At 69.0% G+C, this 24,877-nt stretch carries 22 protein-coding genes and 1 pseudogene; 11 read left to right on the forward strand and 12 right to left on the reverse strand.

The window, feature by feature from the left end; translation table 11 throughout:
- Window positions 1-613: 613 nt before the first annotated feature.
- A complete protein-coding gene (locus tag ABKA17_RS42975; protein ID WP_353697865.1) occupies window positions 614-868 on the reverse strand; it encodes a helix-turn-helix domain-containing protein in 255 nt (84 codons plus the stop codon).
- 84 nt (window positions 869-952) lie between these two features.
- Between ABKA17_RS42975 and ABKA17_RS42980 the strand changes: the two genes are divergently transcribed.
- The 5 genes from ABKA17_RS42980 to ABKA17_RS43000 all read left to right on the forward strand — a co-directional run bounded on the left by ABKA17_RS42980 (window position 953) and on the right by ABKA17_RS43000 (window position 7,392).
- The gene (locus ABKA17_RS42980; RefSeq protein WP_353697866.1) at window positions 953-1,831 is read left to right on the forward strand and encodes an AAA family ATPase; all 879 of its coding nucleotides are present in this window, start codon (window positions 953-955) and stop codon (window positions 1,829-1,831) included.
- 302 nt (window positions 1,832-2,133) lie between these two features.
- On the forward strand, window positions 2,134-3,894 hold the full coding sequence (locus ABKA17_RS42985; RefSeq protein WP_353697867.1) for a S8 family peptidase: 1,761 nt from the start codon (window positions 2,134-2,136) through the stop codon (window positions 3,892-3,894).
- A 287-nt stretch (window positions 3,895-4,181) separates the two neighbouring features.
- Window positions 4,182-4,652 (forward strand): hypothetical protein, encoded by a 471-nt coding sequence (locus ABKA17_RS42990; RefSeq protein ID WP_353697868.1) that lies wholly within the window; start codon window positions 4,182-4,184, stop codon window positions 4,650-4,652.
- Between the two features lie 229 nt (window positions 4,653-4,881).
- Window positions 4,882-5,643 (forward strand): SDR family NAD(P)-dependent oxidoreductase, encoded by a 762-nt coding sequence (locus ABKA17_RS42995; RefSeq protein WP_353697869.1) that lies wholly within the window; start codon window positions 4,882-4,884, stop codon window positions 5,641-5,643.
- Window positions 5,644-5,826: 183 nt separating this feature from the next.
- Window positions 5,827-7,392, forward strand: coding sequence for a hypothetical protein (locus tag ABKA17_RS43000; protein WP_353697870.1), 1,566 nt, complete (start codon window positions 5,827-5,829; stop codon window positions 7,390-7,392).
- A 76-nt stretch (window positions 7,393-7,468) separates the two neighbouring features.
- Here ABKA17_RS43000 and ABKA17_RS43005 read toward each other — a convergent pair whose 3' ends face one another.
- From ABKA17_RS43005 to ABKA17_RS43020, 4 genes are all read right to left on the reverse strand, one after another.
- Window positions 7,469-7,924, reverse strand: a complete 456-nt coding sequence (locus tag ABKA17_RS43005; RefSeq protein ID WP_353697871.1) for a hypothetical protein — start codon at window positions 7,922-7,924, stop codon at window positions 7,469-7,471.
- Window positions 7,925-8,097: 173 nt separating this feature from the next.
- The gene (locus tag ABKA17_RS43010) at window positions 8,098-9,042 is read right to left on the reverse strand and encodes a tetratricopeptide repeat protein (RefSeq protein WP_353697872.1); all 945 of its coding nucleotides are present in this window, start codon (window positions 9,040-9,042) and stop codon (window positions 8,098-8,100) included.
- Window positions 9,043-9,148: 106 nt separating this feature from the next.
- Window positions 9,149-10,636 (reverse strand): APC family permease, encoded by a 1,488-nt coding sequence (locus ABKA17_RS43015; protein ID WP_353697873.1) that lies wholly within the window; start codon window positions 10,634-10,636, stop codon window positions 9,149-9,151.
- A 79-nt stretch (window positions 10,637-10,715) separates the two neighbouring features.
- Complete coding sequence (locus ABKA17_RS43020; RefSeq protein ID WP_353697874.1) at window positions 10,716-12,371, reverse strand: amidohydrolase; 1,656 nt, start codon at window positions 12,369-12,371, stop codon at window positions 10,716-10,718.
- Between the two features lie 152 nt (window positions 12,372-12,523).
- Here ABKA17_RS43020 and ABKA17_RS43025 point away from each other — a divergent pair, with 152 nt between their 5' ends.
- From ABKA17_RS43025 to ABKA17_RS43050, 6 genes and pseudogenes are all read left to right on the forward strand, one after another.
- On the forward strand, window positions 12,524-13,135 hold the full coding sequence (locus ABKA17_RS43025) for a TetR/AcrR family transcriptional regulator (protein ID WP_353697875.1): 612 nt from the start codon (window positions 12,524-12,526) through the stop codon (window positions 13,133-13,135).
- Between the two features lie 324 nt (window positions 13,136-13,459).
- Window positions 13,460-14,707, forward strand: coding sequence for an MFS transporter (locus ABKA17_RS43030; protein ID WP_353697876.1), 1,248 nt, complete (start codon window positions 13,460-13,462; stop codon window positions 14,705-14,707).
- A 177-nt stretch (window positions 14,708-14,884) separates the two neighbouring features.
- Window positions 14,885-15,217, forward strand: coding sequence for a hypothetical protein (locus ABKA17_RS43035; protein ID WP_353697877.1), 333 nt, complete (start codon window positions 14,885-14,887; stop codon window positions 15,215-15,217).
- 223 nt (window positions 15,218-15,440) lie between these two features.
- Entirely contained in the window at window positions 15,441-15,866 is a 426-nt protein-coding gene (locus ABKA17_RS43040; RefSeq protein ID WP_353697878.1) for a hypothetical protein, read from the forward strand.
- Window positions 15,867-16,091: 225 nt separating this feature from the next.
- Window positions 16,092-16,292 (forward strand): annotated as a pseudogene (locus tag ABKA17_RS43045) (MMPL family transporter); the annotation flags it as partial.
- Window positions 16,293-16,735: 443 nt separating this feature from the next.
- Window positions 16,736-17,791 (forward strand): WD40 repeat domain-containing protein, encoded by a 1,056-nt coding sequence (locus tag ABKA17_RS43050; RefSeq protein WP_353697879.1) that lies wholly within the window; start codon window positions 16,736-16,738, stop codon window positions 17,789-17,791.
- Between the two features lie 296 nt (window positions 17,792-18,087).
- Here the strand turns inward: ABKA17_RS43050 and ABKA17_RS43055 are convergent, their stop codons facing one another.
- From ABKA17_RS43055 to ABKA17_RS43085, 7 genes are all read right to left on the reverse strand, one after another.
- Window positions 18,088-19,107, reverse strand: coding sequence for an LLM class flavin-dependent oxidoreductase (locus ABKA17_RS43055; RefSeq protein WP_353697880.1), 1,020 nt, complete (start codon window positions 19,105-19,107; stop codon window positions 18,088-18,090).
- A 122-nt stretch (window positions 19,108-19,229) separates the two neighbouring features.
- Window positions 19,230-19,739, reverse strand: a complete 510-nt coding sequence (locus ABKA17_RS43060; protein ID WP_353697881.1) for a flavin reductase family protein — start codon at window positions 19,737-19,739, stop codon at window positions 19,230-19,232.
- Complete coding sequence (locus tag ABKA17_RS43065; protein ID WP_353697882.1) at window positions 19,736-21,076, reverse strand: NtaA/DmoA family FMN-dependent monooxygenase; 1,341 nt, start codon at window positions 21,074-21,076, stop codon at window positions 19,736-19,738. The genes ABKA17_RS43060 and ABKA17_RS43065 overlap by 4 nt, the downstream gene beginning before the upstream one ends.
- A 282-nt stretch (window positions 21,077-21,358) precedes the next feature.
- Window positions 21,359-22,102, reverse strand: a complete 744-nt coding sequence (locus ABKA17_RS43070; RefSeq protein ID WP_353697883.1) for an NADPH-dependent F420 reductase — start codon at window positions 22,100-22,102, stop codon at window positions 21,359-21,361.
- A 139-nt stretch (window positions 22,103-22,241) separates the two neighbouring features.
- Entirely contained in the window at window positions 22,242-22,835 is a 594-nt protein-coding gene (locus tag ABKA17_RS43075) for a TetR/AcrR family transcriptional regulator (RefSeq protein WP_353697884.1), read from the reverse strand.
- A gap of 154 nt (window positions 22,836-22,989) precedes the next feature.
- A complete protein-coding gene (locus tag ABKA17_RS43080) occupies window positions 22,990-23,601 on the reverse strand; it encodes a DUF998 domain-containing protein (RefSeq protein ID WP_353697885.1) in 612 nt (203 codons plus the stop codon).
- 142 nt (window positions 23,602-23,743) lie between these two features.
- Window positions 23,744-24,727 (reverse strand): hypothetical protein, encoded by a 984-nt coding sequence (locus tag ABKA17_RS43085; RefSeq protein ID WP_353697886.1) that lies wholly within the window; start codon window positions 24,725-24,727, stop codon window positions 23,744-23,746.
- Window positions 24,728-24,877: the final 150 nt, after the last annotated feature.

Here is a 24,877-nt window from a genome sequence, read left to right on the forward strand (position 1 = left end):
CCTGCGCTGCTCGGCGGTCAGCCCGCCGCCGTCCGGATACCGCATGCCTCCGGCGTAGCAACCCTGGCGGACCGTGTCACCGGTCCCGACATAAATCCAGACCCCGAAACGCAGAAGTCAGTAACGGAGCGACTCTGACCGGGAGCTGCTTTGGGGGAGGGATCATGGCCCCTTAAGCTTCCAGCGAGTCGGGCAGTCTGAGGCCCCGGGCGTGGGCTCGGTCCGGGTCACCGGCATTTGCTTCGATCTGCAGCTCTTCCAGGGCCCTGTGACTCTCGATCAGGTCGTTGCGGCCGGCGAAGTCGCCATGGCGTATGACTCGGCGGGGCAGGACGGAGAAGAACAGTTCGACCTGGTCGAGCCAGGAGACATGCGGAGGCGTCCAGTGGACGCGCCAACGCGTATGGGCGGCTGGCCACGCCTTGGTGTACCGGTCGGACCCCTGCCGACCTGGACCTGAAGCCACACAAGGTCCGTGGCTGGCTCACCCACCGGGACACCCCGAGGGGATCGCCCGCAATGACGCGGCAGCCTTCACCGCCTTCCTGAACCAACTCGACCGGGCGATCCTTCCCGGCAGGGAGATCCACGTCGTTCTGGACAGCGGTTCGTCTCACACCGCCATGCTGGTCGCGGTGGCCACGATCACCACGCGAACCTCGGGCCCGTAGGACCTCGGCGCCCCTGACCGTTTGGCGTCCCGCACGCCGTCCGGCCCCAGGGCGGCGAAGCATCCCCGGCACGTGCGCACCGTATTCACACTGACCTCCAGCTTCCTGGCGATCGCGCCGTTGGTGAGTCCGTCCGCCGCCGCGAGCACGATCCGTGTCCGCACCAGCCGTTCGCGGAGCCGCGAATCGATCGCCAACGCGACCGCTGTCCCCACCCACCGCTCACCACGCACAGACAACGATCATGGTGACCGCCGCCGCACCGGGGGCAGGATGGGCCTGTGCCGAAGAACCCTCCGGATTCGATGCAGCACCACCTGCGCCTGCGTCTGAACCGTCACGCCCGCGAACGCTGGCCGCACGTGGACACCATCACGGTCCGCTTCCGCACCGGATTCGCCTACGTGGCAGCACAGTTACCCAGTGGCGAGAACCTGCCGCTGTTTCGCCTGCGCTTCACCGGCGTGCTGCACACCTGCGGTTTCGCTCTCTACCTGGTCGGCAACGACAGCTACCGGGACACCATCCTGCCCAGCGGACTGCCGACCGGCTCCCCGGAGGAAGCGCTCGACTGCGCAGGCGACCTCTGCCTCAACGCTCTCGCACCGGCCATCCGGATACCGGCGGGACTCGTCGTCCTCGTCGGCCCACCAGCCTCGGGCAAGACCAGCTTCGTCCGGGCCCTGATCGCGCGTCGGCAGATCGACGCGGAAGCCGTGGTATCGAGCGACGAGATCCGCGCGGAGCTCTTCGGCGCCTCACCCGTTCAAGGGGAATCCGACGCAGCGGACGCCCGGATCTTCGAGGAACGCGACTGCAGGATCGTCGCCAGACTCACTGCCGGCCGCAGCGCAGTCGCCGAGTCGACGAACGTCACGTCGCAGGCGCGCGCACGACTCATCGCCATCGCCCGGCGCTTCAACGCCCCGGTGAGCATGCTGCGATTCAACCCGGACGTCACCGACCTCCTCCAGCAGTACACAGAGAGAGGCCGCGCCGACCTCACCGTCGCAGACGTCCGTGCCTATGCCGCGATCATGACCCGGGAGGCCAGTGCCGACCGACTCCGCTCCGAGGGCGCAACCACCGTCCACGATGTCCCGGGACGTCGCGAGGCAACCACGCCCGCCGAAGCCGCCGCGCTCTTCTCCTTCGCCTGACGCAACCGACGTGTCCGGACTCGCCCTCCGACGCCCCTCTACAAACGCTGTGCCCAGGTTCGGGAACGCCGGCCGCGTGGGTCCGGTGGATCTCTGCCTCCCGATGCCCGGAGTACGTCGCTTTTCAGCCATGCCTCTATAACGTCCCTGCACGGAAAGGTACTTCCGTAACGGGGCATGCACCTGACATCTTGCATCCACCACTCGTTTCGTACGGTCGGGCCGGTGCCACCAGCACAGCCGGGCCGTCTCCGGAGGACGCATTGATACCCCACATATCCAGCCGATCCAGACGCACGCTCGTGCTGGCGGCCACGCTCGGCGCCGGTCTCGTGCTCGGCGCCCCGGGCGCTCTCGCGGGCACACTCCCCGTCGGCCACTCCACCGCGCCGGCCGCCAAGGCCCCCGCCGCGGCTGCCGTGTCGGCATCCCAGAGTGCGTCGTGGGTTGCCGGCACGCGCGCCTACCTCGTGATCACCGCTCCGGGTGACAGTTCGGCGGTCCGCTCCGCGATCGAGGCCAACGGCGGCAGCGTCTTCTCGAACTTCGACGCCATCGGCGTGATCGTCGCGCACTCGGCGTCCAGCGGATTCGCCGCCACCATGCGGGGCGTCGCCGGCGTGCAGCAGGTCGGCGCCACGCGCACCTCGGACGTCCCGGCCGACGCCTACAACCCGGCGCTCCCGGCCAACCCGTCCCAGGCCTCCACCCCGGCCGGCGAACCGGTCCGCGCCGACATGAGCCAGATCAAGGCCGACCAGGCCTGGGCCGTGAACCCGGGCTCCGCCTCGGTCAAGGTCGGCATCCTGGACACCGGTGTGGACGACCAGCACCAGGACCTGGCGCCCAACTTCGACGCGGCCGACTCGGTCTCCTGCGCCTACGGCAAGCCCGACACCCGTGCCGGTGCCTGGCGCGACGTCGACACGCACGGCACCCACGTGGCGGGCACCGTCGCCGCGGCCAAGAACGGCAAGGGTGTCGTCGGCGTGGCCCCCGGGGTGAAGATCGCCGCGGTCCGGGTCGCCGAGCCGGGCAACGCCTTCTTCTTCGCCGAGAACACCATCTGCGGCTTCGTCTGGGCCGGTGACCACGGCTTCAAGGTCACCAACAACAGCTATTACACGGACCCGTGGCAGTTCAACTGCCCGGACAACATCGACCAGGCCGCCATCATCGAGGGCGTCAAGCGCGCCCAGGAGTACGCCGAGAGCAAGGGCTCCCTCCAGGTCGCCGCCGCGGGCAACGAGAACTACGACCTTGCCCACAAGACGACCGACTCCGCGAGCCCGAACGACTCGACGCCGGTCACCCGCACCATCACCAACGCCTGCCTCGACATCCCGACCGAACTGCCGGGCGTGGTCACGGTCGCGGCCAACGGCACGGGCGTCACCAAGGCCTCGTTCTCCAACTTCGGGCAGGGCGTCATCGACGTCGCGGCGCCGGGCAGCAACGTGTACTCCACCGTCCCCGGCGGCGGCTACGGCAGCAAGAGCGGCACCTCGATGGCCACCCCGCACGTGGCCGGCGTGGCGGCGCTCATCGCCAGCGCCGACCCGGGCATCACTCCGGCGCAGATCCGCGCCAAGCTGGCCACCCAGGCCAACGACATCGCCTGCCCCTCGGACAGCCGTTGCACGGGCACGACGGCCAACAACTCGTTCTTCGGCGAAGGACAGGTCGACGCCCTCAAGGCCGTCGGGGCCACCCCGCCGCCCGGCAAGTACTTCGAGAACCTCGCGGACTTCGCCGTCAACGACAACGCGACCGTGGAGAGCCCGATCGCCGTCACCGGCGTGACCGGCAACGCCCCGGCCACGCTCAAGGTGGGTGTGGACATCAAGCACACCTACATCGGTGACCTGAAGGTCGACCTGGTGGCGCCGGACGGCACCGTCTACACACTGCACAACCGCTCCGGCGGCAGCGCCGACAACATCGCCCAGACCTACACCGTCAACGCCTCCTCGGAGGTCGCGAACGGCACCTGGAAGCTGCGCGTCAACGACAACGCCGCCTCCGACACAGGCAAGATCGACGCCTGGAACCTGACCTTCTAGCGCAGAGCCCGGCAACGCCCGCGCACAGCACGCACAGCGTCGGCGACTCCTCCTCGCCCGCAGCCGCGGACAAGGCGAGGTGCGGTCTGTCCGGCCAGGACTGCGAACTGCTGGGCGGCAGAGGGCACATGGGCCCCGGCGGCGGTGTAAGCCGCAGCCGGGGCCACATGCCGGAGGCCTCCAGGAAAGCCGCGCGGAGGCGGCCTCAGGAGGCCGAACGTGGGGGAGGCCCGGCACCGAGTCGATGCTCGATGACGCGGTCCGGGCCGGCTTCATCCTGGTGTTGAATGACGGTCATGTTCAGTATCACCGTGTCTCGGTCGCTGACCGTTGACCATGTGGTCGGCTTCTTCGAGGAACTGATCCCGGCCGGCCTGCAGTTGGTGGTTCAGCCCGACGACGCTGACATTCCGGACGACACGGGTGACCTGTGGATACGCCTGGTGGGCAACGGAGATACGGCGTGGCCGCTTTCCTTGGACGTGGTGGGCGCATACGACTGTGGACTTGGGCCGCACCCTGACCTCCGTGTCGCAGAGCACATCGGAGAGCGACTTGGTGTCGATGTCCTGTGCGGCGTCGATCCGTCCGTAAGCGATGTCGACCCCTCGGATCCGTACTACAGGCTGGCGCTGATCGGTGGCCAGTGGTACCTGGCCAGCGTTGCTTTCACTCGGCTCATGGGACCGGACACCGACGGCTCGCTGCACGGCGAACCTGTAGAGCTCATCCGGCCGGTAGTGGTTGAGGCACGTTGACTGGCCTGCCAAAGCCCAGGCAGCTCTGACGCTGACCGGTTCGCGACCTTGTGATGTCAGCGTCGCAGAGTTCCGCGACTCAGGTCTTGATGCTGTCCGGCCACCCGCGTACTTTTGGATGAGATCGCCATTCTCCGATGCTGAGAATTGCAATCTCTTCATGTGGATGGGGTAGTTGCGGCAGGTGTCGGCGTCGCCCGAGGTGGCACAGGGAGCGGAGGCGGACAGTGTGGACAGGCTGAAGGGCAAGGTGGTCCTGGTGGCGGGTGCCGCCTCCGGGCTGGGTGCCGCCTCGGCGCGGCGGTTGGCGCAGGAGGGAGCCAAGGTCGTCGTCGGTGATCTGAATGCCGAGGGTGCGGAGAGGACTGCGGCCGGCATCCGTGCCGAGAGAGGTGAGGCGGTCGCAGTCGAGTTCGACATCTCCGACGACGCCTCTGTCGGGCATCTGGTCTCGGCTGCGGCGCGGACTTACGGAGGGCTGGACGCCGTTCATGTCAACGCAGGGGACATGAGTGCCGTACAGAAGGACACCGACGTGGTCGATATCGACCTCTCGATCTGGGACCGCACCATCGCCGTCAACCTGCGTGGCCACATGCTGGTCTCCCGTCATGCCGTGCCCGAGCTCCTCGCCCGCGGTGGCGGCGCGATCGTCTACACCTCCTCCATAGCCTCGTTCACCGGTGACGCCAAGCGGCCGGCATACGCCGCCACCAAGGCGGGCATCAACGCGCTCGCGAGGCACGTGGCTTCGCGCTGGGGCAAGGAGGGCATCAGGGCCAACGCGGTCGCGCCGGGACTGATCCTGACGCCCGAGATCGAGCGCGGTGCCCCTCCCGAGATGCTGCGGTCCATGCTCGGCCGGACCCGTAGTACTCGCCACGGCCGCGCCGAGGACGTGGCCGGGATGGTGTCCTATCTGATCTCCGATGAGGGAGCCTGGATCAACGGACAGGTCCTGAACGTCGATGGCGGCACCGTACTGCGGTGACGTGCACAGCTCGCGGAGCAGGCGCGGGAAGTAAGGCTGACACTTCCCGGAACGTCATTCTCCATTACCTCTGTTAGAGATCTCGTTCAGAGAGAGCCTCCCAATACTGAGCCTCGCCGTAGGCCACCCCCACCAACCCGCGGCAAGCGCGCCGCCATTGCTTCATGGAAGCGAGGTCCTTTCATGCATGCGAGTACGAGACTTCCCACCCGGCGAGGCCTGTTGGCCGGAGCGGCCGCCTCGCTGCTGGCGGTGACGTCAGTCCCGTCCGTCGCGGCTCAGGCGGCCGAACCCGCCGACCCCCTGTCCCAGGCTGTGGTCTCGGTTGACTTCGGTTCGCGCGAGGGCCAACTGCCGCGCCCGGAACGGCTGAACAACTTCGGCAATGTGACGGCGTGGCCCGACCAGCGCGCCGGCGACGTGAAGTTCCTGAACAAGCAGGGCTTGCACGGCGACGTCTACCGCATCTGGCTCAGCAGCCCGAACGCGGCGGACGGCCTGGACGTGTTCAACCTGTGCGACCTGAAGACTAGGCGGTGCGATCTGTCCCCGCTGGACGCCTACCTCACCGAGGCGAGCACGGTGTCCGACTCGGTGCTGATCAACCTCAACCCGACGGATTTCGTCGAGGGCAAGCGCCCCATGAAGGACCTCGAGCCGATGCTCGAACTGATCGTGCGGAGCGTCAAGGCGAAGTACCCGCGCGTCAAGTATGTGGAAGCCTTCAACGAGCCGGACTGGCAGTTCTACGGTCAGGAGCGCAGGCAGGGAATCCCGCCGGATAAGACGACCTTGCAGCCGGGTGACCTGTACCGCTTCTACGAGCCCTTCTACGAGGCAGTCGGCAAGGTCAACAAGGGCCTCGCACGCACGGACCGTATCGAGCTCGGTGGGCCGGCCCTGTCGTGGCTGGACCCGAAGTGGATGAAGCCCTTCCTCGACGACTTCGCCGCCGACGGCAATCCGCGCAAGCGGCTGGACTTCCTCGCCTACCATGCGTATCTCACCTGGGGTGACGACACGTATCAGGCCCCGACCATGTACAAGGGTGACCTGAGGGTGGTGGCGTCGCAGCGCGAGACCCTGCTCGGCTGGCTGAAGGAACGCCGCATCCACCAGCGCATCCCGAGTTATGTCACCGAGACGGGCATCTACCCCGGCCCGGCGTACGACGACCCCGACCCGAAGAAGGACTACGTCCGGCAGGCGGCCGGCATGGCCACCTACAGCTACTACTTCGCGAACCAGCCGGACACCTACATGTTCAACTGGTGCGTCCGGCACCGGGTCGAGGAGCGCAAGGACCAGTTGGTGACCCGCACCCCGAACGGGCCGCTCAAGGACACCTTCACCCCGTACGGCAACATGATGCTGATGCAGTCCAGGATGAAGGACACCAGGGTGTCCGCCGTCGCGGATGACGCTCTGGAGGGGGACAACGGCGTCTACGCGATGGCGTCGAAGGACCGGACCGGCGCGTCACTGATGGTGTGGAACTGGCAGCACGTGGGCGACCGCAGCTACCGGGCCACCATCGACATGTCCCGGATGCCGGCCGAACTCAGGAACCGTCCCGTCCGCCGGCTCATATACCGGATCGACCAGCACACCAGCAACTACTTCTCCGACCCGGCCAAGGCCGGACTGCAACTGGTGGACAAGAAGATCGTGAGGCCCGGTAGGGCCTACACAGCCACCGTCGATCTCGCGCCCAACGCCATCTATCTGATCGTGCTGGAACGCGCCTGAGCCCGAGGGCGGTGCCGCTGCGTGCCGACGGTCACGGGCCGGTGCCGCAACCACGGATTTCGCGAATCATCGGGAATCAGGAGTCGGTCTCTGAGTCGTGCGCCCATTCCTCTCGCGGTCGGAGCTTCGCCAGGCTCTGCAGGGCTTCATCGCGGACTCCGGGGTCTTCGTCCGTCGCCAGCGTGCGCAACTGCTTGATCAGCCGGTCCGCGCCTTCAGTTGTCATCCACTCGGGGTCGCAGTCCAGGGCGGCACCGAGATGATCCACCGCGTCGTGGGTGTCCGCCTGGCTGTAGGCCAGCAGGACACAGCGCAAGCCGATGGTGTCTTTGCGCTCGAGCAGAGCCTCCGCTGTTTCCTGGATGACCCAGGTGTCCTGGGCGTCCAGGAGAAGGCGGTGAAGGACATCCGCAACTTCCTCGATCTTGTCCGAACTCGCGAGCTGCCGACCGGCCGCCCCGCGGACAGACCAGCTCGGCGAGGCGGCACTCTCAATCGCTGTGCTCAGTTCTTGGTCACCGAGGGGTTCCATGCCCTCAGCCTGCCAGGGAACGTGCCGTGCGCCAGGCAATTTTTCGCGAGCCTCGTTGCCGCCGCGGTCAGGGCAGGCGTGAGCGAGACATCGCTCAGCACCAGCCATGCCTGTGCCGGGGGGCGGAGAGTGGGTTCAGCGGAGCCGGAGCGGATGTGGCTTCGTCCGACTGGTCAGTGGCTTCCCTCGGCTCGTCGCTGAGCGGCGGTGAATGCGAGGACCGGGTCCTGGCCGTCGTACCCCCAGGGGAAAGCGGTGACTACGCCGGCGACACGTCGGAAGACGAGGGCAGCGCGCGACTGCTCTCTGGCGACGCTGAGCGCGTAGGCCAGGAGGTTGAGGTCGGCGAGAGCCGCCGCATGGGTCGAGCGACCCGGCTCGGCCCAGTCGTGCTGGGCTCGGTCCAGGATGCGGGCGGCTTCAGGCCCGCTCCACAGGCGGTCCGCGGTGAGTGCCTGGACTCCGCCCTGGGACAGCGCGGCGTGGTAGCGGTCGATCAGGGCCAGCAGCGGTAGTCCTGCCGTCGGTGCGTTGTTCGGTGCTGTGGCCCTCACCTGGTCCACGAAGTCCATGGCCTGGGCGTGCGAGCCGCATTGCCGGGGTGAGAGGTAGCCGTACATCTGCACGTGCGCCTCGCGGTGCCAGGGGTCGCGTTCGACGATCTCCTTCCAGATGGGGAAAACCTCCGTGCGCGGCCTGCGCCATTGACGGAGAAGTCCGAGGCATGCCACCCAGGGGTTGGGGTCGTAGGGGTTCAGGCGGGCGGCCGTCGCGCAGGCCTCGACGGCTTGCTCGAACTCGGCGCCGGGCGGCGGGGTGTGGGAGCCGCGCGCCATGATTCCCCAGGCGAACAGTGTCTGTGCGTCGGGATGTCCGGGTTGTTGGTCCAGCCAGGAGCGCTGGGTGGCCGGGCGGGTCACGGCGGCGAGGACGGCCAGTCGATGGGCGCGACGGTCCCAGTCCTGGCCGGTGTCCTTCAGCAGCCGTTCGATGACCGCGGCCGCCAGGGTCCGTGCCGTGCCCCGGCCGGCCAACTGGCGGCACACCCTGCCCAGTTCGGTGTCGTCGAGCTCGGCCGCGAGGCGCGGGGCCGGCTTCCTGCTGCGACCGAGGATCATGGTCGTGCACCTTCTGCGTGGACCGTCTCGTGGTCGGGTGTACGGGCGCGGGGCGGTCCCGTGCCGGGGAGTCGGGCCGGGCACGGGACCGCCGTACGGCGGGGAATCAGGCGGCGTCAACGTCGGTGGTGGCGAGCCTGGCGTAGACGTCGGGCCGGGTGCGGCGGATGCGCGCGGCGAGGAGCATGCCGGCCAGGAACACTGCCGGAGTGAGCGCGACCAGTGACCAGTTGACGCTCGGGCCGGCGCCGGTGAACAGGTCCAGGCGCTTGCAGACCAGCACGGTGGCGGCGGTCAGGAGGACGCCGGCCGCGGCGGGCGCGAGGAGGGTGCGCAGGCGTCCCTCGCCGTGCTCGGCGGAGTTGCGGCGGAAGAAGGCGACCACCGCGAAGGCCGCCAGCGCCTGCAGGACGAGGATGCCGATCACACCGGGAGTGTTCACCCACAGGAAGAACTTGGTGTAGGGGTCGACTCCGATCACGGCGAAGACGGCGACGACCACGACCGCCAGAACACTCTGGGCGATGCCGGCCACCCACGGCGAGCCGTGCCGGGGGTGTACTCGGCCCAGCGCCGCGGGGGCGACACGCTCGACGGACAGGGCGTAGACGTACCGGGTGATGGCGTTGTGGAAGGCGAGCAGGGCGGCGAGCACGCTGGTGACGATCAGGACGCGTTGGACGTCGGTCGCCCAGCCGCCGACGTACTGGGTCATGGCGGTGAAGAACATCTCCGCCGGGTTCTTCGCGGCGGCGGCGACGGCCTGGTCGCTGCCGAAGGCCTGGACGATGACCCAGGATATGAAGGCGTAGAAGAGGCCGAGGAAGCCGATCGCGAGGTAGGTGGCACGGGGGACGGCGCGGTCGGGGTCGCGGGCCTCCTCGCGGTAGATGGCGGTGGCCTCGAAGCCGATGAACGCGGCGACGGCGAGACCCAGCGGTCCGCTCATCCCTGAGACGAAGACGTTCGAGGGGGCGAAGGAGTCGAAGGTCAGGCCGCTCGCGCCGCCCTTGACCAGGACGGCGCCGGCGAGCAGCACCAGGATGGCGGTCTCCGCGATCAGCAGCGCGGCGAGAACCTTGGCGCCGAGGTTGATGGAGCGGAAGCCCAGGAACCAGACGACGGCGATGCCGGCCAGGGCGTACACCGGCCAGGGCAGGTCGATGCCGAGGAGGTCGTTCGCCGTGGTGGAGGCGAAGAAGCCGAAGGCGCCGAACATGCCGATCTGGAGCGAGTTGTAGGAGAACACCGCTAGGAACGCCGCCCCGAGCCCGGCCGGACGTCCGAGCCCTCGGGCGATGTACGAGTAGAAGGCGCCGGCGTTGCGGATGTACGGCGTCATCGCGGTGAAGCCGACCGCGAAGAGGACCAGCACCACGCCGACGGCGAGGTAGGCGACCGGGGCGCCGATGCCGCCGAAGAGGATGGCGAGGGGAGCGACGCCGGCCATCACCGTGAGCGGGGCGGCCGCGGCGACGACGAAGAAGACGATGTCGGCGACGCCGAGGCTGCCGCGCTGGAGCTGAGGGCTCTGATCGGTCGCGGCGGCCGGTGGGGGCTGCTGGGGAGCGCTGGGGACGAGGGGCTCGGTCATGGAGGTCTCCGCGTGGTGTGAGTCGGGGAGCGGGCGGAACGTCCAGGAGACGCAGACCGGTCGTGAGGACGACGTGGGTCTATCGTCTCCCGGCACGCGAGCTGCGGGGGGTGGTGGCGTCGTGAGTACGCCGGCCGGCGAGCCAGGTGCCCAGGACGGGGAGATGCGCGAGGTCACCGGGGGCGGTCTCGGCCGGGTCGGCGGCGAGATGCACCAGGTCGGCGCGCATTCCGGGACGCAGCGCGCCCCATTCCTTCTCCTCGAACGCCTGGTGGGCGCATCCTGCGGAGTAGGCGGTGAGAGCGGTGTCGATGTCTATCCGCTCCTCGGGGAGCCAGCCGCCCTCGGGAATACCCTCGGGCGTCTGGCGGGTCACGGCGGTGGCGATGCCCCGCAGTGGTTCATGGGCGGTGACCGGCCAGTCGCTGCCGAACGAGAGCCGGGCGCCGGAGGCGAGCAGGGCGGCGATCTGGTACTGCCGCCCGCCGCGTTCCGGGCCGATCCTCGGCAACGTCAGCTCGGTCATCAGGGGGTCGGCCTGGGCCCACAGCGGCTGGAGGTTGGCGACCACGCCGAGTGCGGCGAACCGGGCCAGGTCGGCGGGGTCGATCAGCTGCGCGTGGGCGATGACCGGACGGCGGTCGCGGGCGCCGTTGGAGCGGGCAGCCGCCTCGATCGCGTCCAGGGCGGCTCGCACTCCGCCGTCGCCAATGGCGTGCACGTGCGCGCGGAAGCCGAGCGCGTCGACGGCGGTGACGGCCTCGGCGAGTTCCTCGGGGGTCCAGTTGGCGATGCCGTGGGAGTGCGGACAGTCGGTGTAGGGCTCCAGGAGGGCGGCGGTGCCGGCCTCGATGACGCCGTCGGCGAAGAACTTCACGCTCCGCGCGGTCAGCAGCCCGGGAGCGGAGCTCTCCACCTTCTCCCGGTCCGCCGTGAACCGGAGGACGCGCTCGCGCCAGCCGTCGGGTTCCAGGATGAAGGCGAGGTCGGCCCGTATCGGGAGCCCCGGCTCGGTGGTCGCGGCTGTGACCCAGACATCGGCCTGGTGCGGTTCGACCCAGGCGTCCTGCACCCAGGTCACGCCGCCCGCGGCGAACCGGGCGGCGGCTTCGCGCAGCGCCGCCACCTGTGCCTCGTGGGACGCCCGGGGGATGAGGGCGAGCACCGGGCCGAGTGCGCCGAACTCACGCAAGGTGCCCAGCGGCTCGGCGGATCCCTCCCGGCGCAGGATCTCGCCGCCGACCGGATCGGGGGTGCCGGTGGTGTAGCCGGCCCGGCGCAGGGCCTCGCTGTTCACCCAGGCGGTGTGGTGGTCCATGGTGCGCAGGACGACGGGACGGTCGGTTACGGCGGCGTCCAGCCACCGGGCGTCGAACCGGCCGTCGGGGGCGAGCCACGGGTCGAAGCCGTCACCGGTGATCCACTCCGTCTCCGGGTGTGCGGCGGCCCAGTCTCGTACGGCCGCGACGATCTCGTCGACGCTCTTAACGTCCCGGACCGGCACCCCGGCCAGCCCCAGTCCTCCCATGACCGGGTGCACGTGTCCGTCGCCGAAGGCCGGCAGCAGGGCCCCGCCGGCCAGGTCGACGACAGCGGTACGCGGTCCACGGGCGGCCAGCGCCTGCGCGCCGAGGGCGGTGATCCGGCCGTCGGTGACAGCGAGGGCGTCGTGGACGGGGGCATCTGCGGCCCCGGTCCGGACGGTCCCTCCAGTGAAGACGATGTCGGCGTGCATGGCGTGTGGCGGTGCCTTTCCTTCGGCCGACCACCTAACTGAAAGGTGTTCGGTTTCCGGTAATGTAGGCGCCGTCCGGACGGCTGGGAAGAGTTTTACTGAAAGCCATTCGGTAACTTCTGGGTTACGGCGCACGAAGAAGAGGAGCCACCGTGGGACGGCCGCGCACACCCCTGCTGGACCGCCGGCGCATCGGTGCCGCGGCACTGCGCCTGGCCGACGAGAAGGGCGCCTTCTCCATCCCTGCCCTGGCCAAAGCCCTGAGCGTCGCCCCGTCCGCGCTCTACCACCACGTCGCCGGGCGCGACGAGATCATCTCGCTGATGCGCGAGGAACTGGCCCTGACGACCGGGGACGACCAGGACTGGTCACAGCCCTGGGACAAGGCCCTGGAGGGCTGGGCCCGCTCCTACCTAGCCGCCTTCGCCGCTCACCCGGGGGCGGTACCCCTGCTCGCCACCGCCCCGCTGGCCGAACCCTTCATGCACGCGATGTACGAGAAGGTCGCGGAGCTGCTCCTGGACGCTGGCTTCGCCGCGAACGAGGTCATGCCGCTGATCACCGCACTGGAGAGCTTCGTCCTCGGCTCCGCCCTCGACCTGGTGGCGCCGCCCGTGATGGTCTCCGACGTCGCCCGCGACACGGCTCCACACCTCAGCGCCGTACTCGAACAGACCCCCGCCGACCGCAGCCGCGCCACCCTGGCCTTCGACCTCGGACTGCGCGCTCTGCTCACCGGATTCCGCGACTTGCTGAACCGCTGACGGCGGTCGTGCACGCCGCCAGGCCAGGCCGGTCAACGCGGCATCCTAGGGGCCGGCCGGAAGCGTCGGCCGCTACTGGACGCCGGAGTACGCTCGTACGGTCGCTGCCTATGGACCGAACCCCCACGGGTCGGAGAGCCACGTACACGCCTACCCGCGCTGGGAGCCGTCCACGGGAGAATCCGGCGGGTCCGCTTGGGGGCACCGCGTAACGGCGTGGAAGCGCTCTCTGTCGTAGTGAGATGGCATGTACATTTATCCAGGCCATGCGGCCGTGCACGACCCGTTGAGGGCCGACCCCACTCCGGACGGAGAAGTGTTCTGATGGACCAGCCCGTGCGTCGGCGGCGTCACGCGCTGTTCCTCCTCTTCCTTCTGGCCGGGATCACGATGTCCTCCTGGGTGACGCGCACACCCGCGATCCGGGACCGGCTGGAACTCTCCACCGCGCACATGGGGCTCGTACTGTTCGGGCTGTCGCTCGGCTCGATGGCGGGGATCTCCTGTTCGGGACGGCTGGTGTCCAGGTTCGGGACGCGGCCCGTCATCGTCTGGGGGACCTGGCTCCTCATCGCTGGGCTGGCCACGGTCTCCTGGGGAAGCGCTGCCGCCTCGGTGCCGATGGTGACCGCCGGACTGTGCGCCTTCGGTGCCGGGCTGGGCGTCGGTGACGTGGCGGTCAACGTCGACGGCACCGACGTCGAACGGATCGGGGGCAGGACCACCCTGCCCGCGCTGCACGGCTGCTTCAGTCTGGGTACCGTGCTGGGCGCCGGGGCGGGCATGGCGGCGACAGCCGCCGGCATACCGGTGTCCTGGCACCTCGCGGCGGTCTCCCTGCTCGCCGTCGGACTCCTCGTCCACGCGATGCGCGCCATCCCGGAGGGCACCGGTCGCACCGCGTTCGAACAGTCACACGAGGCCCAAGCCGACAAGCACCGCCCGGCGCTGTGGAAGGACCGACAGCTCGTGCTCATCGGCGCGATCGTCCTGGCGATGGCGTTGGCCGAGGGGTCGGCCAACGACTGGCTGCCGCTGTTGATGGTCGACGGCCACGGCATGGGCGCCACGGCCGGCTCCCTCGTGTACGCGGGCTTCGCCGCCGCGATGACACTGGGCCGCTTCGGCGGCACCTACTTCCTCGACCGCTTCGGCCGCACCGCCGTCGTACGCGCCAGTGCCGTCTCCGGTGCGCTCGGCCTGCTCGTCGTCATCGTCTCGGACAATGCCGTCATGGCCGGAGCGGCCGTACTGCTGTGGGGACTGGGTGCCTCACTCGGCTTTCCCCTCGCGCTGTCGGCCGCGGGGGAGTCCGGCCCGGACCAGACGGCCCGGGTCAGTCTGGTCGCCGTCATCGGCTACATCGCGTTTCTCGTCGGACCGCCCGGACTCGGTTTCCTCGGCGGCCAGGTCGGCCTGCGCCCGGCCATGCTGGTGGTGCTGGCCTGCGTCGTATGCGCCGCGTTCCTAGCCCCGGCGGTGGAGACCAGGGCGGGCCATAGCGGGCAGGACGTGAAGGGCACCGCCGATGCCGACGTACCGGCTACCGCCGACGACTCGGGCTCGGCGTAGACAGACAGCGACCGCTACGCATCTCCCGTCTCAACGGTGGCAGTTACACCCAGGAGCGGACGCACCGGACCTGGCAACGATGACCACGCGTGTCACTTCGACAACAGGGCTTCTTGCTTCTCGCTGGACCCACAACCGCGAGCTACCGAGAGGCCTTTCCCACCTACACGTAGACGCGTGATGAAGGACAAGGGCGGCCTGGACGATCACGGTGACTTGGTTGCTGCTGCAACAGGGATTCCGCAGGAGGCGCCAGCCCCTGAGCGTGGCCATGGCCAGGTCGCCGAGGCAGCGGATATTGACATGCGTGCTGTTGCGCCGGCGCTGTCACCGCTTGAGATGGCGGCACCGGAACGGCACCCGGAAGAAGCCGCCGGCACCCTGATACGCCTTGGCGGCCCAGAACTTGAGGCTTTTCCGGTTCTCCGACCGGCGGTGGACCGCCGCGCTGGCGGTCCGCGTCCGTTTGTCCGGTCCGTCGAGCGCGGGGCGTTCGGGACGGGAGCCTAGGCGTGTTGATGAGCATGCGCTACCGGTCCGCGGTTTCGGACGCGAGGGGTGAGGCGTCTGCGATGGTGAGGCGTCGGCGATGAGGAATGATCAGGAAAGGGCTCCTGCCCCTGGCCCAAGATCAACCTGTTCGCTAGCATCCGTTCGTCCCCAATTCACTTGCGGCGTCGCCGGTGCACTCGCCGACCGCAGGTGTGACACCGTCAAGCCGAGGACCGCCAGGATGAAGAAGCACTCCAAGCTCATAGGCGCCGCTGCCGCAGGCATGCTGGCCATAGTCGCGTCGGCCACTCCCGCTTCCGCTTCCACTCTCACCGTGACTTATCCCGGCACCCACACCGGCGACCTGTGCACCGATGAGCCGAACTACTGTGACGGGTCGGCGTCGTTCGTCCGTGACGGTGACCATCTGCTGGTCTGGGACAACAATTCCGATGGCCACTCGGTGATGGTCATGTACTACCGGTCCGACAGCGGCGACACGCTGATCAAGGACTGGAACCACTATGGATTGGGATCCCGGCTCGACATCAACATGGACCTCCCGGAGTCCGGTTGGGTCGAGTACCGGGTCTGCCTCGGTGAATACGGCCCCCGAACGCACGACATGAACTCGTGCTCGGGCTGGCTGCACGAGAACGCCGCCTGACCTTTTCGCCCGCCGGCCGTGGCGAGCGCCGGCTGCCGGTCCGTGTGACCGGCAGCCGGTCGCGGTCTGCACTGTCACAAGGTGCCGCCACCAGCGGGCTGAGGCCGAACTGGGCGGTGGACAGCCTTGGCGGGACTGCTGCAGGGCGAGCTGATCGAGGCCTGCGCCTCGGCGCGCGCCTGGCTCGCAAACCGCTTGGAGTGAAGAGGTAGTGAGCCTTTCCCGTTCGTCCTAAGCACCGACCGCATGCTCCAACAGTTCGGACTCGGCCTGGCCGTCGCCATCCTGCTCGACGCCGTGGTCGTCCGATGCCTCATCGTCGTCCCCGCCGCCATGCAGGTGCTCGGCAAATGGGCCTGGTGGCTCGCTGCCCCGCTGGCCCGAAAGCTGCCCAAGGTGTCCATCGAACGCCCTGAGCAGCACTGACCTCACCGCGACGTAGCCTCGGATCAGCGCAAGCCGAGGTGGCCTCCGCACCGAGCGGCAGTGGCGTTTGGGGGAGTACTGGCGCGGCAGGCAGTTGGTGTTCTCGTTCGTGCCCCGTTGCCAAGGGCTGTGCGCGTCGGCGAAGTAGATCTGCACAGCCCCTTGTCGATGCGGAGTTGGGCTGCTGCTCGCGGAACCGGCAGCGCACGCCCGGTGTGTAGGCAGGCGACCAGTTCGAGCTCTCGAGGGCCGCCTCTGTAGAGCAGCGCATGGGTTCTTCACGCAGTCATTGCGGACCAAGTAGCTGGCATTCCCCAAGGGTTCGCGTCAACGATCAGTGAGTTGGTCGCGGAGATGGACTGCGACCCGCTGGTGGGTCGGTCAGATCGTGGGGCGCGGTATTTGCGCTTCTTCTCGGGGGAGGGGCGGTTAATGTCCCGGTCATGACGGAGCCTGTGCGTGAGGGCGGTGCCTGCAGCGAGCCGGAGGGGACCTGGGTGGTGGGCCCGGGGTCGGGGTGGCGGCTGGAGTGGGCTACCGGTGGTCTGATGGCTGGGTCCGTCAAGGCCGTGGTGGGCCACGCTGATTGGGTGCGGTCGGCGGCGACCGCGGTGATCGACGGACGCGCGGTTGTCGTGACCGGTGCGGACGATGAGTTCGTGCTGGTGTGGGATCTGGCGACAGGTGAGCGGATCGGTGCGGTCCTGCCTGCTCGTGGCTCGGTGTGGGCTGTGGTGACGGAGATGGTGGACGGGCGCCCTGTTGCCGTCGTCGCCGACCCATCGGCGTTGGTGGAGGCCTGGGACCTGGCCGATGGCCGCCGCCTGGCGAGCTTGCCCGGTGGGGTGTGGGCGGCGGCGACCGGCAGGGTGAACGGCCGGGGCGTGGTCGTTATCGGCAGGCAGCGTGATCCGCGGTTGCTGTTGTGGGATCCGGCCACGGGCGAGACGGTGGGCGACCTCGTCACGGACTCGGCGGCGGGGCGCATCGGCTCCGTCGTGGCGGTGGCGACGGCTGTGGTGGACGGTCACACCAAGGCCGTCACCCTTCACGACGACAGCACCGTCGTCGCATGGTGCCTGACGGAGCGTCGATACCACGGTCAGGTCGCGCCCTCGACCGGGGGCAACAATCAGCGGGTGTCGCTGACCGCCGCCGTGACGTGCGGCCGCCTGGTCGCCGTCACCGGCAGCTGGGACGGGCAGGTGCAGGTGTGGGATGTGGCCGCGCGCAAGGAAGTGACGGAGTGTGCGCCGCTGACGGCTCACACCGGTCCGGTGTGGGCGCTGGCCACGGCCGTAGTTGGCGGCCGTCCTTTCGTTGTCACGGGCGGTGATGATCGCACGGTACGGGTGTGGGACCTGGCCACCCACCATCAGGTGGGCTCGGACCTGGTCTTTCCCTCGGAGGTGACCGCCGTGACCATGGCGTCCGACGGGCGGCTGGTGGTGGGGCTCGACGGCGACATCGCGGTGCTGGCACCGCAGCCAGGCGCCTGAGCAGGCCCTTCGCCAGCGGTGACCAGTCCATCCTCGGCCTCCGCTCGACCTGTCGAACCCCCGTCGCCGAAAGGAGCCCCTCTGCACGTCCCGGTGGGTGATCAGGCAGACGGCGAGCGCGAGCAAGGCACCGTGACACCCGTAGCCGGCGGACACACTCGTATCGATCCTGCACGCGGCAAGATCCGTCGTAACAACGGTCCCTGGGTAGTGCCCCTCACCCCCGGCAGGCGCTCCACGCTATGGAGACGTGGCCCCGTCACACGCTGGGCCCGACTTCGCCTGCAGGGGGGTCGTCAATGAGCGGCGACGCCGAGGGCTTGGGCCAGCAGGGCACGCGAGTGCACTCGGTCCGAGGGGTCCGCGATGATGTCCTGGATCATGACTTCATCGACGCCGGTGGCCTTCGTCATCTGCTCCAGCTGATCCCGTACGGTCTGCGGGCTGCCCGCGAGCTGGCGAGGCCAGCGGCCGTCTGTGATGACGGTAGGGGTGTCCTTCTGGTCCTGGCTGAGTTCCCGCTCGGCTTCCTCGACCGTGGGAACCTGGGCCGCAGGCCCCTGCCGGGCCAGGCGTGCCATCAAGGCGGTCCTGGACCAGTTCAGCCGCCTTGCCTCGGCGTCGGTGTCGGCGACCACGGCGCTGATGGAGAGGATGCCGCGACCTCCGGCCGGTCCGCCCGCCACGGGTGCGGAGAACGCGCCGTGGCGCAGCAGAGCGCGAGGGGCGCCGTCCGGATTGATGAAGCCAGCGAAGGCGTATCCGAGGCCGAGTTCGCCGGCCATTCGGGCGCTGGTGCCCGAGGAGCCGAGAATCCACACGTCGGGTCGTGAGGCGACACCCGCGGCGGGGTTCAGCCGTGCGAAGGGGTGGTCCGCGGGGAAGTGGCCGTGGAAGTAAGCGAGTACTTCCTGTACCTGCTCGGCGAAATCGTCGGCGGGCGGCACGTCGCGGTCGCGGCGCAGGGCGAGGTCGACCAGGGGGCCCGCGGTGGCGCGGCCGAGGCCGAGGTCGATGCGGCCCGGTGCGAGGGCTTCGAGCTGGAGGAAGGTCTCGGCGACTTTGTAGGGGCTGTAGTGGTTGAGCAGTACCGCGCCGGAGCCGACCCGGATACGGGAAGTGGCAACCGCGGCCAGGGCGATGAGGATCTCGGGTGCCGAGGAGGCGGTGCTGGCGGCGTCGTGGTGCTCGGCGTACCAGATGCGGTGGTAGCCGAGGTCCTCCGCCTGTTTCGCGGCGTCGACCGAGTCCTTGAGAGCTTGGGATTTGTCGCCGCCGGGGACGACGGTGGAGAGCTCGACGAGGGAGAGTTTCACGGTGTTTCTGTCCTTGCTGGCAGGCCAGTTGAGAGCCGCTGGGTAGAGGAGTTGGCTTGCGCGCACGACGTGAGAGGGGATGCCCGGCAGTCGCAGCGCGGGCCGCGGTAAGACCGGGCCGCTCAGGTGTTTAGCGGCGTGTGCGTGCCGAACGAACGGTGGTGGTAGGTAAGGGGCTTGAGGCCCTCCTTGCCGGGTTCCGCGGCGCGGACGTGGGCGAGCAGGACGGTGTGGTCGCCGGCGGTGATGTACTCGTCGACCTCGGCAGTGATCCACGCCGTCGTGCCGGGCAGGCGGGGCAGGTTCGCGCTGGGCGACCAGATGACGTCGTCGAACTTGTCCGCACCCGGCCGGGCGAAGGCGGTGGCGAGTCCGGCTTGGTGGATGCCGAGGATGTTGATGCCGAAGCAGCCGGTGCGGCGGATGATCGCCAGGAGTTGGGAGTGGTTGTCGAGGGACACCAGGACCATGGGCGGGGTCAGGGAGAGGGAGGCGAAGGCGCTGACCGTGGTGCCGTGCGGGCGGTCGCCGTCCATCGCCGTGACCACGGCGACGGGGGAGGCGACGGCCGCCATCGCGTCACGGAACTGGCGCATGGGCGCGGCGGTGGGGGACTGGGATGTGCTGGTCATGACCGGGCCGGTTCCGTGACGCGCGGGTCCAGGCCGTACTGCTCGCGGGCGCCCATGTTGTCGCGCAGGGTGGGGCCTTCGTAGTCGAGGTGGAACAGGCCGCGTTCCTGGAGGAGGGGGACGACCTGGTCGACGAAGGCGTCGACGCCGTCGTGGTATCCGTCGATGGCGAGGGAGAAGCCGTCGCAGGCGCCGGCCTCGAACCACTGCTGCATGTGGTCGGCGATGTCGGCGGCGGGGCCGCCCACGACCGGGTGGTAGTCGATGACGCCGTGGGCGAGGACGTCGCGCAGGCTCCAGCCCTCGCGGGCCACTTCCAGGGCACGGAAGGAGCGCCGGTCGTGCGGGCTGGGCTCGGCGTCGGCCAACTGGCGTGCGGTCAGCGGCTCGTCGATCTGGTCGTAGGAGAGTGGCAGCCCGATCATCGCGCCGAGGTACTGTACGCGCTGGCGCAGGTCGACGGACTCGTCCAGGAAGCGCCTGCGCTCCAGGGCGGCCTCGCGGGTGGCGGCGACGGCCGGCATGAAACCGGCGAACATCTTCACCTCGTCCGGGTCGCGTCCGGCGCGCTTGGCGGCATCCCGCAGTGCCTGGCGTTGGGCCTGGGCGTCCTCGAGCGTCATCGGGTTGGCGTAGACGCCGTCGGCGAAGCGGCCCGCGAGTTCCAGGCCGTAACTGCCGCCGCCCGCCTGGAAGATGACCGGCTGGCCCTGCTCGGACGGCGGAATGGGCAGCGGGCCACGGGACGCGACGTGGCGGCCCTGGACGTTGACCGGCTGGAGCTTGTCCATGTCGGCGAACCGCTTCGCCTCGACGTCGCGGACCCAGGCGTCCTTCTCCCAACTGCCCCACAGCGCCTGCACGACCTGGACGGTCTCGTGCGCGCGCTCGTACTTCTCCGCGCGCGGCGGGATGCGGCGGCCGAAGTTCGCCGCGGCCGCCGGGTGGGAGGTGGTGACGGCGTTCCAGCCGACCCGGCCGTGGCTGATCACGTCCAGGGCCTTGAACTGGCGGGCGATGGTGTAGGGCTCGTTGAAGGTGGTGGAGGCGGTGGCGACCAGGCCGATCCGCTCGGTTTCGCGGGCTATCACGGTGAGGACGAGGAGCGGGTCGATGGGGGTGTGTGGGTGCTCGGTCTCCAGGTCCACGTCCAGAACCGGGGTGTCCGCGATGAACAGCAGCTGGATCTTGCCGCGCTCGGCGGCCTGCGCGTAGCGCACGAACTGGTCCATGTCCGTGTAGCTGGACAGGTTCGCCCCGGGCAGCCGCCACGCCCCGGGCTCGGATCCGTAGCCGCTGGTGAACTGCATGGCCAGGAGCATCTGCGGGCTTGTCATGGGGACGCCTCCAAGCGGCCGGGAAGAAAGCGGAGGATGCCTCCGATTACCTTCCCGATAATACGGAGGCATCCTCCGTATTGCAAAAAGGGTGGTGCTCGATGGCCGGGAATGCCGGGTGCGGTCGGTACTTCTGGGCCGTTGCGCCTGCGTGTCCGACGGGCAGCCGTGCACCACAACCGCGCGGGGCCGCGGCGTCGGAGGCACCCGGACGTTGGTCACGTCCTGTCGTGTCTCCGGTGCCGCGGCCCCGCGCGAGTGCCGCTCTAGGGGTCGCGGGCGTCAGCGGTGCGCGGCGCGGTTCATCTCGACGATGTCGTCGAGGGTGGGGTTTTCGGGGTCGGGGAGGGCGGCCCTGCGCTCGAGCATGCTGTCGCGGACGGCCCTGTCCTTGACGAGGTCGGCCGCGGCCAGGGCGGCGGGCAGCTCGTCGAGGGTCAGCTCGGTGCAGTAGGCGGGGCCCATCGGCTGCTGGCGCCAGGAGTCGGCAAGGGGGCCGGCGTCGTAGGGGTCGAAGCCGGTGTCGTCGACCAGGCTCATGGCCACCTTCTTCGCCATCTCGGAATCGCCGGCCACCGGGATCGCGATGCGGCCCGGAGCGCCCGCCGGAAGGCCCCGGGTGCGCTGGGTCTCGGCCAGGGCGGCGTTCCACGCCTTGATGACGGGCCGGCCAAGAAGCTCGGAGGTGTACACGCTCTCTGTCTGACCGTTGTCCACCGCCTCGATCGGCCCGCTGAGGACGCCCGGGTAGTAGTTCGAGGTGTCGATGACCACGGCCTCGGCGGGAGCGGTGGCGATCAACTCCGCCAGCTGCCCGTGCACCCCGAACGGGATCGCCAGGATGATCGCGTCCCGGTCCTGGACCGACACGTCCAGGGCCACCGCGCGGGCGCCCGCCTCCAGTACCTCGGCCGAGACGACCTCCCGCCCCCGGGCGTCCGCGACCTGGACGTCATGACCTGCCAGGCTCAGCTTGCGGGCCAGGTTTCCGCCGATCGCCCCAGCACCAATAACGGTTATTTTCATGATTTGTCCCTTCAAGGATTGTGCCACCCCTGCGGGCAGCTCGATGTGATGACGGTGTGGTGTGATCGCCGGGCCGTCGCCCGGCCCGGTCGGGCGCGGGAGCGTTCCCGTGGCCCGGCCCTGAGTGAAGCGGCAACCGCTAGGCGCGGATCTCCGGCTCGCGGTAACCGTGCGCGATGAGCGCCCGCAGTCGGTCGACGGACTCCGCGGTGGCGCCGTTGCCGGTGATCCAGGCGACCGAGCAGGCCGCGAGGAACAGGTCGTAGCCCGTCACCGACGGGCGTACGTACCCTGCGCGCTGCGCGGCTCCCACGTACGCGTCGGTCGTCGCGATGAGCTCGTCGCAGGGGACGGTGAGCGGATTGTCCGGGTCCTGCGCCCGGGTCGCCGCCATGAGGGGTTCCGGCAGTCCGCTGTAGGCGCTGAGGTACTCCTCCATCGCCCGCAGCCACTGCGTCAGCGCCGCACCGGCGTCGTCGATGTCGGCGATGTCCTCGCGGCGGGCCACCAGTTCCGCGGTGCGGGCCTGGAGGAGGGCCGCCAACAGCGCCTCACGGGTGGGGAAGTGCCGGTACAGCGTTCCCGGCCCGACGCCCGCCTCCTTGGCCACCGCCTCCAGCGACGTACCGACCCCGTCCCGCAGGAAGTGGCGCTGGGCGGCCTCCAGGAGGGCTGCGCGATTGCGCTGGACGTCGGCGCGGGGCTTGCGCCCCCGTGGCTCCGTGGCGTTCATGCGCTCTCCTGTGCTCTCGATGCGGCGACCCCATAAAAACGGAGACTGTCTCCGAATTATCGCTACAGTAAACCGGAGACATCCTCCGGTCAATTCGGAGGCGGCTGCCCCGAACGAGGACGCGGGCCCTGCGTCAGTGGGCGTGGTGCCGGCGTCAGAAGCCAAGAACGCGCACGGCGAGCAGCGTCTGCCAGGTCCAGCCAATAGTGAGTGACACGCGCTGGACCAGCCCGCCCAGATCCACCCAGCGTCGATGCTGGCTGAACGCGGCGCTCGCCAGCGCCATCGTGATTGCGAAGAGCACACCGCTGGCGATCGAGTAGAGGGCCCATCCCCGCGAGTTGGACAGGGCGAACACGAAACAGGCCACGGCAAGAGCGAGGAATCCGATGAGAGAGAACAGATCATGCAGCGTCCCTGCACGGGTGGGGTGTTGGAGCTGATCGGGGGTGCCGACGGGGTAACCGCTCACCGGATCCGTGCGGCAGGCACCTGCGCCCAGCAGGCCGATCGCCCAGACGCCGATCAGCAGTGCGCCCCAGTGTGAAGGCCCAGCGCGCCACAGGCCCACGGCGAAGATGAGCGACAGCAAGCCCGTGGAGAGGAAGTTGACGGTCTGCGCCCACCCGGCGGGGCCAAGGGATAGCGAACTGACGGGATGACGAAACGGCTTGTAGCCCACACGGCCGGCGCCTTCCAGCAGGTACGCGACGGTGAAGAGAGGGCCGGCGGCCATCCCGCAGGCGAGCAGCGTTTGATTACCCACCCTGTCAACTTATGTTGACAGGGTGGGCGCGTCAACCCTCGTTGACATGAGGGTGGGTACCAGCCATCAGCCGAAGCGTGCATTCCCAGCCCTGACACCCACTCATGCCCTTGCTCTGGAAGATCGATTGCGGGGACAGTCCTTAGCCTTGCGGGACGTCCTCGCCGTTGAGACCACTCGTGTCGATCTCGGCATCGCTCAGGACCGGCCCGCCGAGGAAGCCGTTCATGAGGTCGTTCAGGTCCAGTGTCGTGGCGCCGGCCGGTGCACTGGGCAGGGTGCCCTCACGCATCCGCAGTGTCAGGCCGAGGTTCTTCACCTTGGCGTTCTCGGCGAGCTTGGCGAGGTCGATGTCCACCTGGGCCAGCTCGCCGTTCTTGAGCGTGAAGTCCGCCGTCACCTTGGCATTGGGAGCGTCCTTGAGATCCTTGGCAGTCGGCAGCTCCATGCCCGGCGGCAGGTCCTTCACCACGGGCCGGATCTCACCGAGCAGCTCGGTGATCAGCGTGCGGAAGGGGGCCGTGGCGGTCACATGCTCGGTGCCGTCCCCGCCACCCGTGGTCTTGAACTCCACCTCACGGGCGACGACCTTGCGAAGGGCATTCACGAGCTTCTTCTGCGTCTTGGAGTCCAGGGACGACGCGGGACCGTCCTCGGCGCCGGCCCTGTCCATCTCCTTGGTGTTGAACTTCACCCACTTGCCCTGCAGGACATCCTTCATCGCCCCGGCCTCCGGAGGCAGATCGTCCGCGTCCGGCAGAGGGCTGCCCGTCGTCTTGCCCAGGGCGTCCATGTCGGCACGGATGTAGGTGTAGTCGCCGATCACCCGGTACTCGACAAGGTCCCCGTCCGAGGTGCTGACCTTCATGGCCGTACCGACAAGGTCCTTCTCACCGGACTTCTCCAGCGGCTTCTTCGACTGCACGGTCACCGTGATCTTCGCCCCGCTGAGCAACTCGGCGACCTCGTCCGGGATCTCCTCACCGGGCTCAGGGTCGGACGCGGCATCCAGCGCCTTCAAGGACGCGACATCCGCGTCCAGATCGACCTCGAAGGAGAGCGTCTTCTTCTTGCCGACCTCCTCGAAGGCCTGGTCGAGCTTCCTGCCGGCGGACAGCTGCTCCACCGTTCCGCAGGCGGCGGAACCCGCGAGGACGGCACCGACGACGGCGGTGGCGGTCAGGGTCTTACGAATGGTGTTGATGATGGTCTCCTCGTGGGTCCGACCACAACGTGATCGATCAGAAGACTCACAACTCGCCCTGAGGGTTGTCCT

It is taken from the genome of Streptomyces sp. RG80, from assembly GCF_040446465.1.
Lineage (GTDB): Bacteria > Actinomycetota > Actinomycetes > Streptomycetales > Streptomycetaceae > Streptomyces.

Coding starts and splice junctions, on each gene's coding strand:
- ABKA17_RS42990 (WP_353697868.1), top strand. CDS start 4,182: ATGACGGTCATGTTCAGTATCACCGTGTCTCGGTCGCTGACCGTTGAC.
- ABKA17_RS43000 (WP_353697870.1), top strand. CDS start 5,827: ATGCATGCGAGTACGAGACTTCCCACCCGGCGAGGCCTGTTGGCCGGA.
- ABKA17_RS43005 (WP_353697871.1), bottom strand. CDS start 7,924: ATGGAACCCCTCGGTGACCAAGAACTGAGCACAGCGATTGAGAGTGCC.
- ABKA17_RS43010 (WP_353697872.1), bottom strand. CDS start 9,042: ATGATCCTCGGTCGCAGCAGGAAGCCGGCCCCGCGCCTCGCGGCCGAG.
- ABKA17_RS43015 (WP_353697873.1), bottom strand. CDS start 10,636: ATGACCGAGCCCCTCGTCCCCAGCGCTCCCCAGCAGCCCCCACCGGCC.
- ABKA17_RS43020 (WP_353697874.1), bottom strand. CDS start 12,371: ATGCACGCCGACATCGTCTTCACTGGAGGGACCGTCCGGACCGGGGCC.
- ABKA17_RS43030 (WP_353697876.1), top strand. CDS start 13,460: ATGGACCAGCCCGTGCGTCGGCGGCGTCACGCGCTGTTCCTCCTCTTC.
- ABKA17_RS43040 (WP_353697878.1), top strand. CDS start 15,441: ATGAAGAAGCACTCCAAGCTCATAGGCGCCGCTGCCGCAGGCATGCTG.
- ABKA17_RS43050 (WP_353697879.1), top strand. CDS start 16,736: ATGACGGAGCCTGTGCGTGAGGGCGGTGCCTGCAGCGAGCCGGAGGGG.
- ABKA17_RS43060 (WP_353697881.1), bottom strand. CDS start 19,739: ATGACCAGCACATCCCAGTCCCCCACCGCCGCGCCCATGCGCCAGTTC.
- ABKA17_RS43065 (WP_353697882.1), bottom strand. CDS start 21,076: ATGACAAGCCCGCAGATGCTCCTGGCCATGCAGTTCACCAGCGGCTAC.
- ABKA17_RS43070 (WP_353697883.1), bottom strand. CDS start 22,102: ATGAAAATAACCGTTATTGGTGCTGGGGCGATCGGCGGAAACCTGGCC.
- ABKA17_RS43075 (WP_353697884.1), bottom strand. CDS start 22,835: ATGAACGCCACGGAGCCACGGGGGCGCAAGCCCCGCGCCGACGTCCAG.